At 51.4% G+C, this 14840-nt stretch carries 18 protein-coding genes; 12 read left to right on the forward strand and 6 right to left on the reverse strand.

Annotation, left to right across the window (positions count from 1 at the left end; genetic code table 11):
* Positions 1-114: 114 nt before the first annotated feature.
* Positions 115-408: a hypothetical protein gene (locus tag C557_RS0118530; protein ID WP_018753382.1), complete on the forward strand. Its 294-nt coding sequence runs from the start codon at positions 115-117 to the stop codon at positions 406-408.
* A gap of 203 nt (positions 409-611) precedes the next feature.
* Here the strand turns inward: C557_RS0118530 and C557_RS0118535 are convergent, their stop codons facing one another.
* Together C557_RS0118535 and C557_RS0118540 are read right to left on the reverse strand one after the other, a co-directional pair.
* Positions 612-947, reverse strand: a complete 336-nt coding sequence (locus C557_RS0118535; protein WP_018753383.1) for a hypothetical protein — start codon at positions 945-947, stop codon at positions 612-614.
* A 19-nt stretch (positions 948-966) separates the two neighbouring features.
* Positions 967-1200 (reverse strand): DUF2249 domain-containing protein, encoded by a 234-nt coding sequence (locus tag C557_RS0118540; protein ID WP_018753384.1) that lies wholly within the window; start codon positions 1198-1200, stop codon positions 967-969.
* Between the two features lie 68 nt (positions 1201-1268).
* On the opposite strand from C557_RS0118540, the gene C557_RS0118545 reads away from it, so the two are divergent.
* Together C557_RS0118545 and C557_RS0118550 are read left to right on the forward strand one after the other, a co-directional pair.
* Positions 1269-1781, forward strand: coding sequence for a hypothetical protein (locus C557_RS0118545; protein WP_018753385.1), 513 nt, complete (start codon positions 1269-1271; stop codon positions 1779-1781).
* Positions 1757-3091 (forward strand): DRTGG domain-containing protein, encoded by a 1335-nt coding sequence (locus tag C557_RS0118550; RefSeq protein WP_018753386.1) that lies wholly within the window; start codon positions 1757-1759, stop codon positions 3089-3091. The genes C557_RS0118545 and C557_RS0118550 overlap by 25 nt, the downstream gene beginning before the upstream one ends.
* Positions 3092-3237: 146 nt before the next feature.
* Here C557_RS0118550 and C557_RS0118555 read toward each other — a convergent pair whose 3' ends face one another.
* The 3 genes from C557_RS0118555 to C557_RS0118565 all read right to left on the reverse strand — a co-directional run bounded on the left by C557_RS0118555 (position 3238) and on the right by C557_RS0118565 (position 4501).
* Positions 3238-3537 carry a YtpI family protein gene (locus C557_RS0118555; RefSeq protein WP_018753387.1) on the reverse strand — a complete coding sequence of 100 codons (300 nt, stop codon included), beginning with the start codon at positions 3535-3537 and terminating at the stop codon, positions 3238-3240.
* A 134-nt stretch (positions 3538-3671) separates the two neighbouring features.
* On the reverse strand, positions 3672-4175 hold the full coding sequence (locus tag C557_RS0118560; RefSeq protein WP_018753388.1) for a sporulation membrane protein YtrI: 504 nt from the start codon (positions 4173-4175) through the stop codon (positions 3672-3674).
* Complete coding sequence (locus C557_RS0118565) at positions 4172-4501, reverse strand: YtrH family sporulation protein (RefSeq protein ID WP_018753389.1); 330 nt, start codon at positions 4499-4501, stop codon at positions 4172-4174. The genes C557_RS0118560 and C557_RS0118565 overlap by 4 nt, the downstream gene beginning before the upstream one ends.
* 245 nt (positions 4502-4746) lie before the next feature.
* On the opposite strand from C557_RS0118565, the gene C557_RS0118570 reads away from it, so the two are divergent.
* From C557_RS0118570 to C557_RS0118605, 9 genes are all read left to right on the forward strand, one after another.
* On the forward strand, positions 4747-8418 hold the full coding sequence (locus tag C557_RS0118570) for a DNA polymerase III subunit alpha (RefSeq protein ID WP_018753390.1): 3672 nt from the start codon (positions 4747-4749) through the stop codon (positions 8416-8418).
* Positions 8390-8590, forward strand: coding sequence for a hypothetical protein (locus tag C557_RS25040; RefSeq protein WP_154656274.1), 201 nt, complete (start codon positions 8390-8392; stop codon positions 8588-8590). Before C557_RS0118570 ends, C557_RS25040 begins: the two co-directional genes overlap by 29 nt.
* 15 nt (positions 8591-8605) lie before the next feature.
* Positions 8606-9115, forward strand: coding sequence for a phosphatidylglycerophosphatase A family protein (locus tag C557_RS0118575; protein ID WP_018753391.1), 510 nt, complete (start codon positions 8606-8608; stop codon positions 9113-9115).
* A 132-nt stretch (positions 9116-9247) separates the two neighbouring features.
* Positions 9248-9436 (forward strand): hypothetical protein, encoded by a 189-nt coding sequence (locus C557_RS0118580; protein WP_018753392.1) that lies wholly within the window; start codon positions 9248-9250, stop codon positions 9434-9436.
* A gap of 357 nt (positions 9437-9793) precedes the next feature.
* Positions 9794-10687: an acetyl-CoA carboxylase, carboxyltransferase subunit beta gene (accD, locus tag C557_RS0118585; protein WP_018753393.1), complete on the forward strand. Its 894-nt coding sequence runs from the start codon at positions 9794-9796 to the stop codon at positions 10685-10687.
* A complete protein-coding gene (locus tag C557_RS0118590) occupies positions 10688-11800 on the forward strand; it encodes an acetyl-CoA carboxylase carboxyltransferase subunit alpha (RefSeq protein WP_018753394.1) in 1113 nt (370 codons plus the stop codon).
* A 187-nt stretch (positions 11801-11987) separates the two neighbouring features.
* A complete protein-coding gene (pyk, locus tag C557_RS0118595; RefSeq protein WP_018753395.1) occupies positions 11988-13409 on the forward strand; it encodes a pyruvate kinase in 1422 nt (473 codons plus the stop codon).
* A 141-nt stretch (positions 13410-13550) separates the two neighbouring features.
* Complete coding sequence (locus C557_RS0118600; protein WP_018753396.1) at positions 13551-13970, forward strand: acyl-CoA thioesterase; 420 nt, start codon at positions 13551-13553, stop codon at positions 13968-13970.
* 85 nt (positions 13971-14055) lie between these two features.
* Entirely contained in the window at positions 14056-14448 is a 393-nt protein-coding gene (locus C557_RS0118605) for an FxsA family protein (protein WP_018753397.1), read from the forward strand.
* Positions 14449-14582: 134 nt separating this feature from the next.
* Here the strand turns inward: C557_RS0118605 and C557_RS0118610 are convergent.
* Positions 14583-14840, reverse strand: a 258-nt coding sequence (locus C557_RS0118610; protein ID WP_018752118.1) for an integrase core domain-containing protein, incomplete at its 5' end; no start/stop codon positions are given.

The following is a 14840-nucleotide window of genomic DNA, read 5'->3' on the forward strand; positions in this document are numbered from 1 at the left end:
TTTTTGAAATGAGTTTGCAGCTTTCTCTCATATTCTTGCAGCTTGGTTCATAGAGATAGAAGAGACAAGGCAATCTGTAATCTTCTACTCTATGAAATGAAGGAGCTGCGAAAGATGAAGACTGTAAAGAGAACAAGCAAATGGAAAAATGTCATTTACTTAATTCTGGCTTTGGCCATGCTGGTTTACGCATTGCCCTTAATTTCCTTTGAGCCGGGAGCAGGGTTTGTATCCTGGTTTGGAGCCGTGTGGGCAGGATTTGCCTTCCTGGTGATCGGTGCTCATCTATATTTCATTCTTGGCGTCAGTGAAGAGAAGCAGCGGGAATTGGATAAAATCCGGCGTGCCAAATACCGGGAATGGCAGCTTCAGTGGCAGGAACGTGGTGAGCAACGCGAGCATGTTTGAGTCAGCTATACACTTACAGATCGATATGGCAAAAACAGCAAGTGAGAGGAAGTGCCTTCTCGCTTGCTGTTTTTTTAAGATTATAGAATTTATAAGTTTTCAGCGGAGCCGAACAATTCTATAATCGCAAGAAAAACTACCGCTTAACGTGGTCTGGCTTCAAAGATGGTACATCAATAGATGTTTTTCTTAAATGCTCCAGTTTACTCGGGGGTGAGTGCGCGGCAGAGTCTGGCCGCACCGCTTAGACCCTTCATGCCCCCATACAGTGTATAGAAAAAAGAGTCGGGCGCGTCGAGAGAAAAGGATAAATATTGCTTGGGATCGACCCCGAGCATCTTCTCGAATAAGGTCGCGGTGTCGTAGGCGTAGAAGCAGAAGTACGTATATTGAAATTCGGGCATCTTGTCGGCAATCGTCAAAATTTCATCCGCATACTGCTCCAAATGATTTTCCGCCTCAGCCAGCATGGCCAGCGCATCTTCAAGCTGTACGGCAATTTGAATCGTCTTCTCGTTGATGATGGTAACGGTAGCCATAGCTCTGAAGTCTCCTTATTTAATTTTTGCCGATTTTCACTTGGAACATGGCCGGGCCTTGCTCGATATATTCCCAGGTGAACGCGCCGGGATGCAAAGCATCAAATTGGAAGCGCAGCGGTACTGGATCATGGTCATTGATAAGCAACATGGCTTCTCCCGGCCGCAAGGAATTGTAGGCGGAAAAAATAGTCTTATGTTTCAATTGCGGCGGATATTCCGTAGCATTGACAGTCACTTTGAATTGGCTCATATGAGTCCCTCCTGAATAGATAAAATGAATGATTCGCACTCATTATATCAAGGGGTTCAGATGCAAATGTGATACAAATCACAAGAAAAACGGGACCGGTATTTTTCGCTGTTATGTTTGCGCAAGCCGTCAATAATCCAGTGACAGAAGTCACTGGACCGGGGAGTAAGGACGATTACAATATCGATAATTTGCGCTTGCTACCATCTGGAAGGAGTGATAAATCGCTTGAGGATCAAAGGCTATACTCCCAATCAACATGGGGGTTGGGCGATGATCATCATCCCGCTGCTCCAATGGGGGCGGGCAGGCAAGGCAGGCAGCGTTTGGGGCCGATGCTTTTGTATGGAGTTTTGCTGATTCCTATGGTCGCTGGATTACCGTGGATTCGTCCCGGTGCAATCTTGATTGCCCCCGACTGCCATGACTGCGAAGCAGTCCGGGATGCCGGAAATTTTGTTCTCCTTACTTGTTCTGTCTACGGTCTGGCTGACTTGCGCCTGAATGTGTATAATAGAAACAGATTAGTACAGATTCGGGTAAGGGGGTATAACAGTTGGAGGGGCCGGAAGAAAGCGTAACTAAACACGAGCAGTTGCTTCAGCATATCGAAGGATTGAAGATCGGGACGAAGATATCCGTACGTAAGCTGGCCAAGGCGCTGAGCGTCAGTGAAGGGACGGCCTACCGCGCGGTCAAGGAAGCGGAGAATCTCGGCATTGTCATCACGAAGGAACGGATTGGCACAGTTCGTGTAGAGAAGAAGCCGAGAAATATTTCCGATCAATTGAGCTTCGGCGATGTAGTAGATATTGTAGAAGGACATGTCCTTGGTGGAGGGGAAGGCCTGGACAAGACTCTGCACAAGTATGTTATCGGCGCCATGAAGATCGATGCGATGGCCCGATACATCGATGCGGGCAGTCTGCTGATTGTCGGGAACCGCGATAATGCGCATTCTCTGGCCTTGGAGCAAGGGGCCGGGGTGCTGATTACCGGGGGATTCGGGACGAGCCGTGAAGTCAAGGCACTGGCCGATAAGCTGGCCTTGCCGATTATCTCTTCGAGACACGACACATTTACGGTAGCCTCCATGATTAACCGGGCGTTATTTGATCGCCTGATCAAGAAGAAGATCATGCTCGTGGAGGATATCGTAGCCCGCAAGCCACGCGTTAATATGCTTAAAGCGACCAGCAATATTTCTGATTTCGACCAGCTTTCACTGGAGACGGGAAGTCTACATTTTCCGGTAGTAGACGAATGGAATCGGGTCATAGGTATTGTCAGCCGCAAGAATGTTGAAGAGTTGAACGGCGATCAGACCATTGAGAAGTGTATGACTCGCCATCCGATTACCGTTGGCCTGCAAACCTCGCTGGCATCGGCGGCCCAGATCATGGTCTGGGAGGGCATTGATTTCCTGCCTGTAGTGGACCGCAACCGCAAGCTTGTCTCGTCTGTGACCCGCCGGGAGGTGCTGCATGCGATGCGGGATGTCCGCAACCAGCCGCAGCTTGGCGAGACGTTCGAGCATCTGATGTGGAACGGGTTTGCCGAGGAGCGGGATGCAGAAGGCAAGCTGTTTTTTCGCGGGATGATCACACCGCAGATGTCCACGGACCTTGGGACCATTTCACATGGTGTTTTGACTTCATTGATGACCCAAGCAGGGTTAAGAGTGGCGAAGGATGCCAGCGGTGGCGATTTCGTTGTGGATAACGTCACCTCGTATTTCATTCGCCCCGTACAGATCGAGAACCCGGTGATTATCAGTGCGTTGGTGTTGGAGATGAGCCGCCGGGCATGCAAGCTGGAAATTATGCTGACTTACCAGGAGATGTTAATCTCAAAAGCAGCCATGACGTTGCAATCCATTGATCATGCTTGACCGATCCAATAAGCCTGATTGATAATCAGCCCCTTGCCATTAGTCCGATCATAAAGGACCTGTTGGCAGGGCGCTTTTAGGTGTGGTGAACCTATCAAGTTGCCAGAGAGCCCATATGGAGCTGCTACGTGAGGCCTGGCCTTGGGTTACCCTTGCTTCTGACGGGAATACATGCCGTGATTGCGGATACCGGCAAAGATATTGAACGCGCCCAGCACCATGAATATCGCCCCGATGACAACGCGAAGTGTCGAGCCGGTGAATAGGAGCATTTGAATTAATGCCAGGATGATGAGCATGAGACCCATGCTGATGTTCATTTTGGCTCCGGCCAGCGCCCGGGTAGCCGGTTCCAGAGAACGGCGGGATTTAAAGCTGAAGAATAGAGAGCTTAAGCAGGAGAAAATTAAAAGACTATACAATATGTATTGAATCGTTTCTATCATCCTGAAGACCTCCTTGCAGACCATCCCTATTTGCCCTAATTCTAGCACGAAATGCCGCGGAGGGACATCCGCCGGATCGTGCTACGGGCGATGAATTGGCCAGAGCGGCGCTTTATGAACAAGCCGCCGCTCTATTACGGCCGAACGTATGGCCTCATGTCCACCCAAACCTGCAATACTCCCTCACTAACGAGCATCGTTTTGATCTGGATGCTATATTCCTTCTCGCGCACAGTATAGATTTTCCGATTAAGCAAGGTCCGCGCCATCTTGGCATCGGAGTCGATATCGAACATATTGCGTCCACGAAGCACCTCAAGCTCCTCGTGCAGTTGCTTGGCCACCTCCTTCACCGCGAGGGAATCCAGCGGAGGATCGCGCTCTTCCACCCGTACCTTAATCTCCTTGATTACCGTGGATTGCCTGTTGTATTTTTTCAAGGTGCGATTGTCTTCCTCCGCCTGATGCAACTGGATGGTCAGGTCCTTGTTCTCGATCCAGAGCTGATTATAGCTGGCTTGGTAAATCACATTGTATGCGACGCTGCCCGCTACCATGCCGAGAATAAACACAGCGGCTAGCTGCATGAACCGGCGAAAGCCGTTAGCCCCCGGCTCCGGCTGCTTGGGCGGCTTCATCCTTTGCCTCCTCCACACATCCAGCGGACCAGCTCTGATCCGGAGTGAGCGCCCAGAAAGGCGAAGAGCAGGTACAAAATTTGCTTGATGGCGGGAGATAAATTACCGTCGAAGAAGTTGCTCTCAATGACCCGCATCGGGTCGATGGTTCCGCCCACCGCAGCGGCCAATGCCCATATTTTGATCCGGTCAGCGATATCCAGCATGGTATGTGTTGGGGGCTGCAATGAGACGACGGCCCCGATGCCTCCAACCATAGCCCCTCCCACAACAATGCCGAAGGCGATAAAGAAATCCATCACGGATTTGGTTAAAAAGCTGCTCACGTATCAGTTCCCCTTTCCAGCGGTTTGTCCGATTGCTTTTAGATGATGTTCAAAAAGTCGTCTTCTCAGAATACGTGTAGCTCCGCTACTCAGTCCTTAGCTTCATCGAATCTTTTCGGTCCTGCAAATCCGACTTTTTGAACTCGTACTTATACCATTGTATGGGCGTGTGATGGACATGTATGATAAAATATTTAAATAGAAGTGTACTGGAAAGTGAATAGATAACAGGAGGGATCGTCCGTATGAATGGCTTTGTTCATCTGCATGTACACAGCGAGTATAGCTTGCTGGATGGCGCGGCACGGCTTGAAGAGCTTGTAGCGAAAGCTGCCGCGTCCGGGATGAAGGCACTGGCGCTCACGGATCACGGGGTAATGTACGGTGCGGTTCCTTTTTATAAATTGTGCAAGAAACACGGCATTAAGCCCATTATTGGCTGTGAGGCCTACTTCACCTCAGGTTCGCGCAAGGAGCGCGGCAGCCGTCAGGACCAACCGATTCATCATTTGATTTTGCTTGCCAAGAATGAAGTTGGTTACCGTAATCTGATGAAGCTGTGCTCTATCGGTCATCTGGAAGGCTTCCACTATAAGCCGCGCATCGATTGGGAGGTGCTTAGCCAGCATCGCGAAGGTTTGATCTGCCTGAGTGCCTGTCTGGGCGGCGAGGTGCCGTACCATCTGCTGCGAGGTCATGAAGAGGAAGCCAAGCGCGCCGCTTTGCGTTGCCGCGAGGTGTTCGGAGCTGATTTTTACCTAGAATTACAGGACCATGGGCTGCCGGAGCAGAAGAAGGTGAACCCTCTGCTCGTCAAGCTGGCCGAAGAAACGGGCATTCCGCTGGTCGTGACTAATGATGTGCATTATTTGAGCGCCGACGATGCGGACGTTCAGGACGTATTGATCTGCATCGGGACGGGCAAGACCGTGGATGACGAGCAGCGGCTGAAGATGAATACCAATCAGCTTTATCTCAAAACCGCTGAGGAGATGGCTGCGTTATTCCCCCACTTGCCAACTGCCTATGCCAATACGGAAACCATTGCAGAGGGCTGCAATTTGGAACTGGAGTTTGATCGCCATATTCTGCCGGCTTACCGGCCGATTCCCGAAGGTTTGACTGCCGAAAGCTATTTGCTGGAGCTGTGCAGGAAGGGAATGGTCGATCGCTATAGCCATTTGCCTAGCTGGCAGGACCCATCCGAGCGGGAGCGCTTGGAACAGCGGTTGAATTATGAGCTTGGCGTCATTGCGGGGATGGGCTTTTCCGATTATTTCCTGATTGTCTGGGATTTTATTGCATTTGCCCATCGAAGCGGCATTGTTACCGGGCCGGGTCGAGGCTCGTCCGCAGGCAGCCTGGTGGCTTACGTGCTGCGGATTACCGATGTGGATCCAATGAAATATCATCTGTTGTTCGAGCGCTTCCTGAATCCTGAGAGAATTACGATGCCGGATATCGATATCGACTTCAGTGATGAGCGGCGGGATGAGGTTATTGCTTACGTGGTCCAGAAATACGGAGCCGAGCATGTTGCCCAGATCATTACCTTCGGGACGATGGCGGCGCGCGCGGCGGTTCGCGATGTGGGCCGCGCCTTAAATGTGCCGTTTGGCGAGGTGGACAAGACCGCGAAGCTGATTCCCGGCAATCTGGGGATGACCATCGAGCGCGCCTTGAAGGAAAGCCCTGACCTGAAGGCATTGTACGAGACCTCCGAACGGGTCAAGCGACTGCTGGACATGGCGAAGAAGGTAGAGGGTATGCCACGCCACGCCTCAACCCATGCTGCAGGCGTTGTGATCTCGCGTGATCCGCTCACAGATGCCGTTCCGCTTCAGGCCGGCGGGGAGCAGATTGCACTGACGCAATATTCGATGGAGAACCTGGAAGCCATTGGCTTGCTGAAAATGGATTTCCTTGGCTTGCGCACCTTGTCAATCATCGAGCGATCCCTGCACTGGATTCGGGAGCAAACCGGGCAAAGCCTGGATTTTCGGGATATCCCTGACAATGATCCGTTGACCTATGACATGCTGGGACGCGGGGAGACAACCGGGGTATTCCAGCTTGAATCTCCAGGAATGCGCCGGGTATTAAAGGAAATGAAAATGTCGGTGTTTGAGGATCTTATCTCTCTGCTCGCCTTGTATCGCCCGGGGCCGATGGAGTTCATCCCTAAGTATATCGCTGGCAAGCACGGGCAGATCAGCGTGGAGTATCCGCATCCGGATCTGGAGCCGATTCTCAAGGATACGTACGGCATCATCGTGTATCAGGAGCAAATTATGCAGATCGCCTCCGGGATGGCAGGCTTCTCGCTGGGTGAAGCTGATCTGCTGCGGCGAGCGGTGTCCAAGAAGAAACGTGAAGTGCTTGACGAACAGCGCGGACATTTCGTTAGCGGAAGCAAGCAGCAGGGCTATACCGAGGCGGAGGCCGATGCAGTATACGATATGATTGTGCGCTTTGCCGATTACGGCTTTCCGCGCGCCCATGCCGCCGCCTATGGCGTGCTGGCGTTCCAGACCGCCTATCTCAAGGCGCATTATCCGGTGCATTTCATGGCCTCGATGCTGACGGCCGTGATGGGTAGTCATCGGAAGGTGGCGGAATATATTGTAGAGTGCCGGAGAATGGGCATTACCGTGCTGCCGCCAGACGTAAATGAGAGCCAGGTGCTGTTCACCCCCCAAGCTCGGGCTGGAGAAGGCCCCGTGCCAAACGGTGAAGCAGATGACGAGTTCTTCATAGGCGTCATTCGCTTTGGGTTGGCCGCGATCAAGAACGTCGGCACCCAGGCGATTGAGAGCATTCTTCGGGAACGGCAGGAGCGTCCGTTCGACAGCCTGCTCGATTTCTGCCGACGGGTTGACTTAAGAACCTGCAACAAGCGGGTCATCGAATCGCTGATTCAGGGCGGGGCCTTTGACTCGTTGCCGGGGCACCGGGCCCAATTGCTGGCGATGCTGGATGAAACGGTGGATGCGGCCCTGAAATGGCGCAAGGAACGGGATGATTTGCAAATTCAGCTCTTTGATTTTGTAGAGTCGCCGAACTGGGAGATCGAGTATCCGGATATCCCGAAATTTTCGGCCGGAGAGCAGCTTGATCTGGAGCGGGAGCTGCTGGGCCTGTACCTGTCCGGGCACCCGCTGGACGATTTCAGCGAGCTTCTGGAGGGAGATGGCGTGGAGCGGCTGATGGATCTGGCCGAGGCTGCTGACGAGAGCCGGACGCTGGTGGCGGGGATGGTCGTCTCCGTCAAAGCGATTACAACCAAGCAGGGCAAGGCGATGGCCTTCGTGGAACTGGAGGACCAGATCGAACGCTGCGAGGTGGTGTTGTTCCCTGAGGTATGGCGGCGCTCGGCCGCTCATGTCCGCAAGGGGGCTTTGCTCGCGTTGCGCGCTACCGTCCAGTTGCAGGACGAGGGCTTCAAGCTGCTGGCCGACGAAGTGGCCCCGCTCAGCGAGCAAAGCCTGGCCCAGCTGCGCCGCGGCCTGACCCGCGGGCGCGGTGCAGCTGGAGCCGCCGCCGGAAGCCGGGGCGGCAGGCGGACCTCTGCTGCGCGCCAGCCGGAGGGGCGCGCAGCAGAACGCGCGCCGGCGGCGGGGGCAAGCGCCGGCGGGGCTGTGCGCGCCGCAGCGACGGCGTCCGGCGCGGGTACGCAGAAGACGGCGCCGCAGCGCGTCTTCATCAAGATCACGGCCGCGGCGGCGGAGAACCCGCGCCTGCTAGACCGGCTCAAGCTGCTGCTGGAGCAGCACCACGGGCCGGTCGGGACGGTGCTCTTTTACGAGAACACCGGCAAGCTGCTTGCCTTGACCGAACGCTATAGCATCAAGCCTTCGCCGGCCTTGTTCCGCGAAATGGAGCAGATGCTTGGCCCGGAGACAGTTAAGCTTAAATAGCGATGGACCAGCCTGTCCTTATGCCTTTACCGGCAAGGGCGGGCTTTTTGACGAACATTTTGCCAGACATGCGCATACACTTAGGAACACGATAGAACAGAAGCCAATCATCGTGGGGAAATGCGGATTTGCGGAAGAGACCTTGGTGCAAGTCTACAAGGGGGAAGTCTAAAGGAGGAAGATGCGCATGTCATATCAATTAGCCCAAAGCTGGTTGCTTCGTCGAGGGGTGAAGCTGGAGGAAATTGCCCGGATTGTGTATTCGCTGCAAATCCCGTATCATCAGGATCTGACTATCCAGCAATGTTTGGAAAGCGTGAAGGCTATATTGCAAAAAAGAGAAGTTCAATATACATTGTTTACGGGCATTGCCCTTGATGAACTCGCGGAGCAACAGCTGCTTCCCGAGCCGCTTCAGGCTATCATGGGTGCCGATGAGCCGCTTTATGGCGTCGACGAGACGCTGGCGCTGGGCATTACCAATGTATTCGGAATGATTGGGCTGACGAGCTTTGGTTACTTGGACAAGGTCAAGCCGGGAATCATCGGCAAACTAAATAATAAAGGCGAGAGAATTCACGTCTTCCTCGACGATCTGGTTGCAGGGCTTGCTGCTGCGGCTTCTGCCCGCATTGCCCATAAGAATGAGCATGCGGCGGCCTACACTCCGGCCGATCCGCCGAACGCTACAGATTAGCCCGACGGGTCAATGATGTCCATCTGAACCCTCCTCACGAAGAGGTCCCTTTGTTGCGGGAAATTTGAAAATTATGTTATCATTACTCTATTATACGGGTTCGAAGATGAGGTTAGGGGGCTTTTAAAGGGCATGTGGACTGTCATATATATTGCGCCAACCGTCAAGGTTGCCGATATGATCCAAACGAAACTGACGGAAGAAGGATTTCTTGTCCGAACACGTCCTGTTAATTTATCCAAGCAACAGTTTGAGATTTTGGTTCCTTCCGGGGAACTGGAGGAAGTACAAGAAGTATTAAATTCGATTTTACATCCTTAGCGGGAGTTCAAAAAGTCATCTTTTGATCACGAAGCGGCTTTCGGAAGTAGATTCGGCATTGAATCATGAATTCAGCCGGCCTGGCTATGGCTTTCGAAGCGTGTTTCTTCCAGAAATATTTTAAAGCTCACGTACCCGATACGTAAGTTCCGCTTCTTATCCCTAGCTTTATCCAAACCTCAAGCGTTATGAAAAACGCACATCGGAAGCATAGGCTTTGGTGCTGATAATCTGACTTTTTGAACATGTTTGAGCATGTAGACAAGGCAAGATACGAGAACGGCAGATTTCAGGAGGCCAAATGCATCCTGCTGCAACAGATGAGGCCTATAAATAAACGGCTGAAGAGGTGTAGTTGTGTTCAAAGATTTGTTCCAGAAGAAAAGAAAATACGCGACCATTCCTTCAGGGCGCACCGGCAGCGAAGACAATACGGCGACTTCTGACCGTCCAAAGCGCGAGATTCCGGAAGGTCTGATGAATAAATGCAGCCATTGCGGCTCCATTCAATACAGCAAAGAGTTGGAGAAGAATTACAAGGTATGTCCGGCTTGCGGGCACCATATGCGGCTGAACGCGCTGGAGCGGATACGTTTTACGCTGGATGAGGGTAGCTTCAAGGAATATGATGCAGACCTGATCTCCGTCGACCCGTTGGAATTTCCGGGTTATGCCAGCAAGCTGGAGCAGCAGACGCTGAAGTCTGGCTTGAGAGAGGCGGTAGTGACCGGAGAGGGGACCATCGGAGGCTTCCCTGCCATTGTGGCGATCATGAGCTTTGACTTCTTCTCCGGCAGTATGGGATCCGTTGTGGGTGAGAAGATTACCCGCGCAGTAGAGGCGGCCACGGAGAAGCGCCTGCCGATGATTATCTTCTCAACCTCAGGCGGAGCGCGGATGCAGGAGAGCATCCTTAGCTTGATGCAGATGGCCAAGACAAGCGCTGCCTTGGCTCGTCTGAGTGAGCAGGGAGGGCTGTATATCTCGGTCATTACGGACCCTACCACGGGTGGCGTATCGGCCAGCTTTGCTATGCTTGGCGATATTATTGTGGCCGAGCCCGGAGCTGTCTTCGGGTTTGCCGGAAGAATTGTCATCGAGCAGACCATTCGCCAGAAGCTTCCGGACAATTTCCAGACGGCGGAATTCAATCTGGAGCATGGACAGTTGGACCTGGTTGTTCACCGCAAGGAAATGAAAGCTACACTGGCTAAATTGCTAGATTTGCACGGCGTGAAGGGAGGGGCATAAATGGCGGGCGAATTGCCTTTTGAAACACCTCTTGTCAAACTGCGCGAGAAGATTCAGGAGCTGGAGCAATTCGGCACTGAGAAAGGGATCGATTTCACGGAGGAAATCGCGCGTTTGGAAGAGCGTTATCGGCAGCTGGAGGAAGAAATCTATAGCAATATTACGCCTTCTCAAAAGATGCATCTGGCCCGTGACCATCAACGCCCAACATCGCTGGATATGATTAGCCTGATCTTTGAAGGCTTTATCGAGCTTCACGGAGACCGGGTATTCGGCGATGATCTTGCTGTTGTTGGAGGGTTGGCCAAGCTTGAAGGAATGCCAGTAACGGTGATCGGTCAACAGCGAGGCAAGGATACGAAGGACAACATTGCCCGTTTCTTCGGAAGCGCGCACCCGGAAGGCTTCCGCAAGGCGCTGCGTCTGATGCAGCAGGCGGAGAAGTTCCGCCGTCCGATTATTACATTTATCGATACGAAGGGGGCGTACCCTGGCATCACAGCTGAGGAGAGAGGGCAGTCTGAAGCCATCGCCCGCAACCTGCGGGATATGTCTATGCTCAGGGTGCCCGTCATTTGTGTCGTTCTTGGCGAGGGCGGCAGCGGAGGAGCGCTGGCTCTGGGCGTTGGCAACCGTGTGCTGATGATGGAGAATGCCATTTATTCCGTTATTTCTCCAAACGGAGCCGCTTCAATTTTGTGGAAGGATGCTTCCAAGGCCGATCAAGCGGCGGAAGCGATGAAGATTACGGCTCAGGATCTGCTGGATATGGAAGTGATTGAGGAGATTATTCCCGAGCCTCGCGGCGGAGCAGGCCGGGATTATGAGGCTGCGGCGAAAGCGATCAAGAACGGACTGCTGCGGCATCTTGAAGAATTGTCTGTTATGAACCCGGACGAGCTGGTAGAGGATCGTTATTTGAAATTCCGGAAAATTGGCAAGTTTGCGGTGGCGCCGAAGGCTGAACCTCCTGTTGCACGACATGCGGAAGAGGTCGCTGAAGTAGCAGCCATGCCGCAGGAAGATGTCGCGGAAGAACTGGTGGAGGCGCCTGAGGTGTCGAATGATGCTACCGATGCTCCGACAGAGACTCCCGTTAGTACGGAGCATTAATACTATCCCGGTTTATTTTCGTCCTTATTAGGATATAATGGAGCTTCGGGATAGTCCTGAGATGGAGAATCCACACAATGTTCGTTAATTTATGATAAACTTCCTATACAAATCGACAAAACTATAGTAAATTTAATTGTTGGAAAAGACTATACAGAGAGAACTATTTAAAACGGAGGAAACCCAAATGCGCAAAACAAAAATCGTATGTACTATCGGTCCTTCCAGTGAATCGTTAGAGAACATCAAGAAGCTGATTATGGCTGGAATGAACGTCGCTCGCTTGAACTTCTCCCATGGTGATTTTGAGGAGCATGGCGGCCGGATCAAGACGATCCGCCAAGCGAGTGCAGAGCTGGGGAAATCAATCGCCATACTGTTGGACACAAAAGGTCCTGAAATCCGTACCGGCAAATTGAAGGAAGAAGCTATTGAGCTTGAGCAGGATGAATTCCTGACCTTGACCACTGAAGAAATTCTTGGCGACAAGGATCGCATTTCCATCACGTACAAGGAGCTTCCTAACGATGTGGAAGTGGGCTCGACCATTTTGATCGATGACGGATTGATTGGGCTGACGGTCGTTGATGTGCAAGGCACTGAAATTAAATGCCGAATTGTCAACGGCGGTACTGTCAAGAGCAAGAAAGGCGTTAACGTACCCGGCGTGAATATTTCCCTGCCAGGCATCACAGAGAAAGATGCTAGCGATATTCAGTTTGGTATCGAGCAAGGCATCGATTTTATTGCGGCTTCCTTCGTTCGTAAAGCGGCTGACGTGCTTGAAATTCGTCAATTGCTTGAGAAGCAAAATGCGGCGCATATTCAAATTATCTCCAAGATTGAAAACCAGCAGGGTGTAGATAACCTTGATGAAATTTTGGAAGTTTCCGACGGCTTGATGGTTGCCCGCGGCGACCTTGGCGTGGAAATTCCTGCCGAAGATGTGCCTTTGGCCCAAAAACGGATGATCGAGAAATGTAATCGTGTGGGCAAACCGGTTATTACCGCTACACAAATGCTGGATTCCATGCAACGCAATCCTAGACCTACACGCGCTGAAGCCAGTGATGTAGCGAACGCGATCTTCGACGGTACAGACGCCATCATGTTGTCTGGCGAAACGGCTGCCGGGAAATATCCAGTGGAATCCGTGTTGACGATGGCTCGCATCGCTGAAAAAGCGGAATCCGCACTGGAATATCGTGAAATCTTCATCAAACAAAGCAATGCTCAACAAACAACGGTTACTGAAGCGATCAGTCAAGCTGTAGCTAACTCTGCGCTGGAATTGAACGCCAAGGCAATCATTACTTCGACTGAAACTGGCTATACGGCCCGTATGGTATCTAAATACCGTCCGAAAGCGCCAATCATCGCGGTAACTACAGCAGATCAAACGCTCCGTCGTTTGGCTCTGAACTGGGGAGTGACTCCAGTGAAAGGTGAAGTAGCTGCGACTACCGATGAAATGTTTGACAAGGCAATGAAGGGTGGCCTGGACTCCGGTCTGGTTAAGGAAGGCGATCTTGTTGTCCTGTCCGCTGGCGTGCCGCTTGGAAGTTCCGGTTCGACGAACCTGATCAAAATCGGACAAATCCGCAAGTAGTCGATCATATAAGCATACATGATCATCGTCTATGACGATCATAAAAAAGGCAATGGAACACCCGGCAAGGGGGACCATTGCTTTTTTTGCCTACAGGCTGAATACCAGTAATACAACTATTCCGGGAAGGGAGCGAAACGAATGCAGGTCTGTGAAGTGGCCATTGAGCCGAGATATTTTGAATACGATATGATGGGTATTATTTATCACTCTCATTATCTGGAGTGGTTTGAGGTTGGACGATTGTCGCTGATTTGCCAGTTGGGCTTTGACTATTTTGATATGGAGCAAGCCGGTTACATATCTCCTGTTCACGAGATGAAGGTTGAATACAAACGTGGTATAAGATACGGGGATAAGGTAATACTTAAGACTCGAATTGTAAGCAATGGTGGGGTCAAGACGATCTACGGCTATGAGGTTTACAATGGGGAAGGGACGCTATGCGTTGAGGGGTCTTCATCCCATTACGTAGTGCGTCGTGAAGACTTCAAGCCTGTTCAATTCAAGAAGGCCTTCCCGGACTGGTATGCGGCATTTGCGGAGGCGGCTGCACCGTGAATTTTGATTATCCGGCGTTGTAGCGGTAAAATACAATTATCAGGAACATTCACATTCTATTGTTGCTTTCAAAAGGAGTCCTTATATGCGTAAATGGATAGCCGTTCTCATCGTCGTCATTCCGATTGTGGAATTTTGGGGATATATCTTTGTAGGTGAAATATTGGGAGTTGGCAAAACAATTTTCTTGACATTAGCAACCTCTGTAATCGGCGGGTTGATGATGCAATTCGAGGGTCGCAAAGTGCTGGCTGATGCAAAAGCCCAAATGACTAACGGGCAAATTCCTGGGCGTATGGTACTGGATGGCGTTTGTGTGTTTGTTGGGGGCATGTTGCTGTTAATTCCTGGTTTTGTGACTGATATTATCGGTTTTACCATGGTGTTCCCTTTAACACGCCTGCTATATCGTTTTACCCTCTTGAAGTGGGTGAACAAGAAAATGAAAGACGGAACCATCACTTATTTTCGCAGGTAGATCTCTCTATGTGAAAAATTCATCCTTGGGTACAAATTAACTTAGCGGGAAAAAGTCCTGCAATAAACAGATAATCGTAGGATAGCGCAGATTTAGCGGGAAAGGTGGACCTCTGTCAAGAAAGTGGACACTCTTTAACCGACTCTTCTCTTATTGAACTGCGCAGCAAAACGAACCGGTGATAAATAGCCTAGTGAACCGTGGATCCGTTTGCGATTGTAGAAAAACTCAAGATAGCGGTAGATTTCATCGTAGGCTTGTTGCTTGGTCTTAAATCGCTTGCAATAAATCAGCTCTTTCTTCAGAATGCTATGAAAAGACTCTATACAAGCATTATCATAACAGTTGCCTTTGCGGCTCATGCTGGCCTTCATGCGATACGTGTTAAGTTG

The sequence above is a fragment of the Paenibacillus sanguinis 2301083 = DSM 16941 genome, from assembly GCF_000374825.1.
In the GTDB taxonomy this organism is placed as follows: Bacteria; Bacillota; Bacilli; order Paenibacillales; family Paenibacillaceae; genus Fontibacillus; species Fontibacillus sanguinis.

What these genes read in the sequence shown, in the direction of transcription:
- C557_RS0118530 (WP_018753382.1), top strand. Translation starts at nt 115, where the DNA reads ATGAAGACTGTAAAGAGAACAAGCAAATGGAAAAATGTCATTTACTTA.
- C557_RS0118535 (WP_018753383.1), bottom strand. Translation starts at nt 947, where the DNA reads ATGGCTACCGTTACCATCATCAACGAGAAGACGATTCAAATTGCCGTA.
- C557_RS0118540 (WP_018753384.1), bottom strand. Translation starts at nt 1,200, where the DNA reads ATGAGCCAATTCAAAGTGACTGTCAATGCTACGGAATATCCGCCGCAA.
- C557_RS0118555 (WP_018753387.1), bottom strand. Translation starts at nt 3,537, where the DNA reads ATGATAGAAACGATTCAATACATATTGTATAGTCTTTTAATTTTCTCC.
- C557_RS0118560 (WP_018753388.1), bottom strand. Translation starts at nt 4,175, where the DNA reads ATGAAGCCGCCCAAGCAGCCGGAGCCGGGGGCTAACGGCTTTCGCCGG.
- C557_RS0118570 (WP_018753390.1), top strand. Translation starts at nt 4,747, where the DNA reads ATGAATGGCTTTGTTCATCTGCATGTACACAGCGAGTATAGCTTGCTG.
- C557_RS0118575 (WP_018753391.1), top strand. Translation starts at nt 8,606, where the DNA reads ATGTCATATCAATTAGCCCAAAGCTGGTTGCTTCGTCGAGGGGTGAAG.
- C557_RS0118580 (WP_018753392.1), top strand. Translation starts at nt 9,248, where the DNA reads ATGTGGACTGTCATATATATTGCGCCAACCGTCAAGGTTGCCGATATG.
- C557_RS0118590 (WP_018753394.1), top strand. Translation starts at nt 10,688, where the DNA reads ATGGCGGGCGAATTGCCTTTTGAAACACCTCTTGTCAAACTGCGCGAG.
- pyk (WP_018753395.1), top strand. Translation starts at nt 11,988, where the DNA reads ATGCGCAAAACAAAAATCGTATGTACTATCGGTCCTTCCAGTGAATCG.
- C557_RS0118600 (WP_018753396.1), top strand. Translation starts at nt 13,551, where the DNA reads ATGCAGGTCTGTGAAGTGGCCATTGAGCCGAGATATTTTGAATACGAT.
- C557_RS0118605 (WP_018753397.1), top strand. Translation starts at nt 14,056, where the DNA reads ATGCGTAAATGGATAGCCGTTCTCATCGTCGTCATTCCGATTGTGGAA.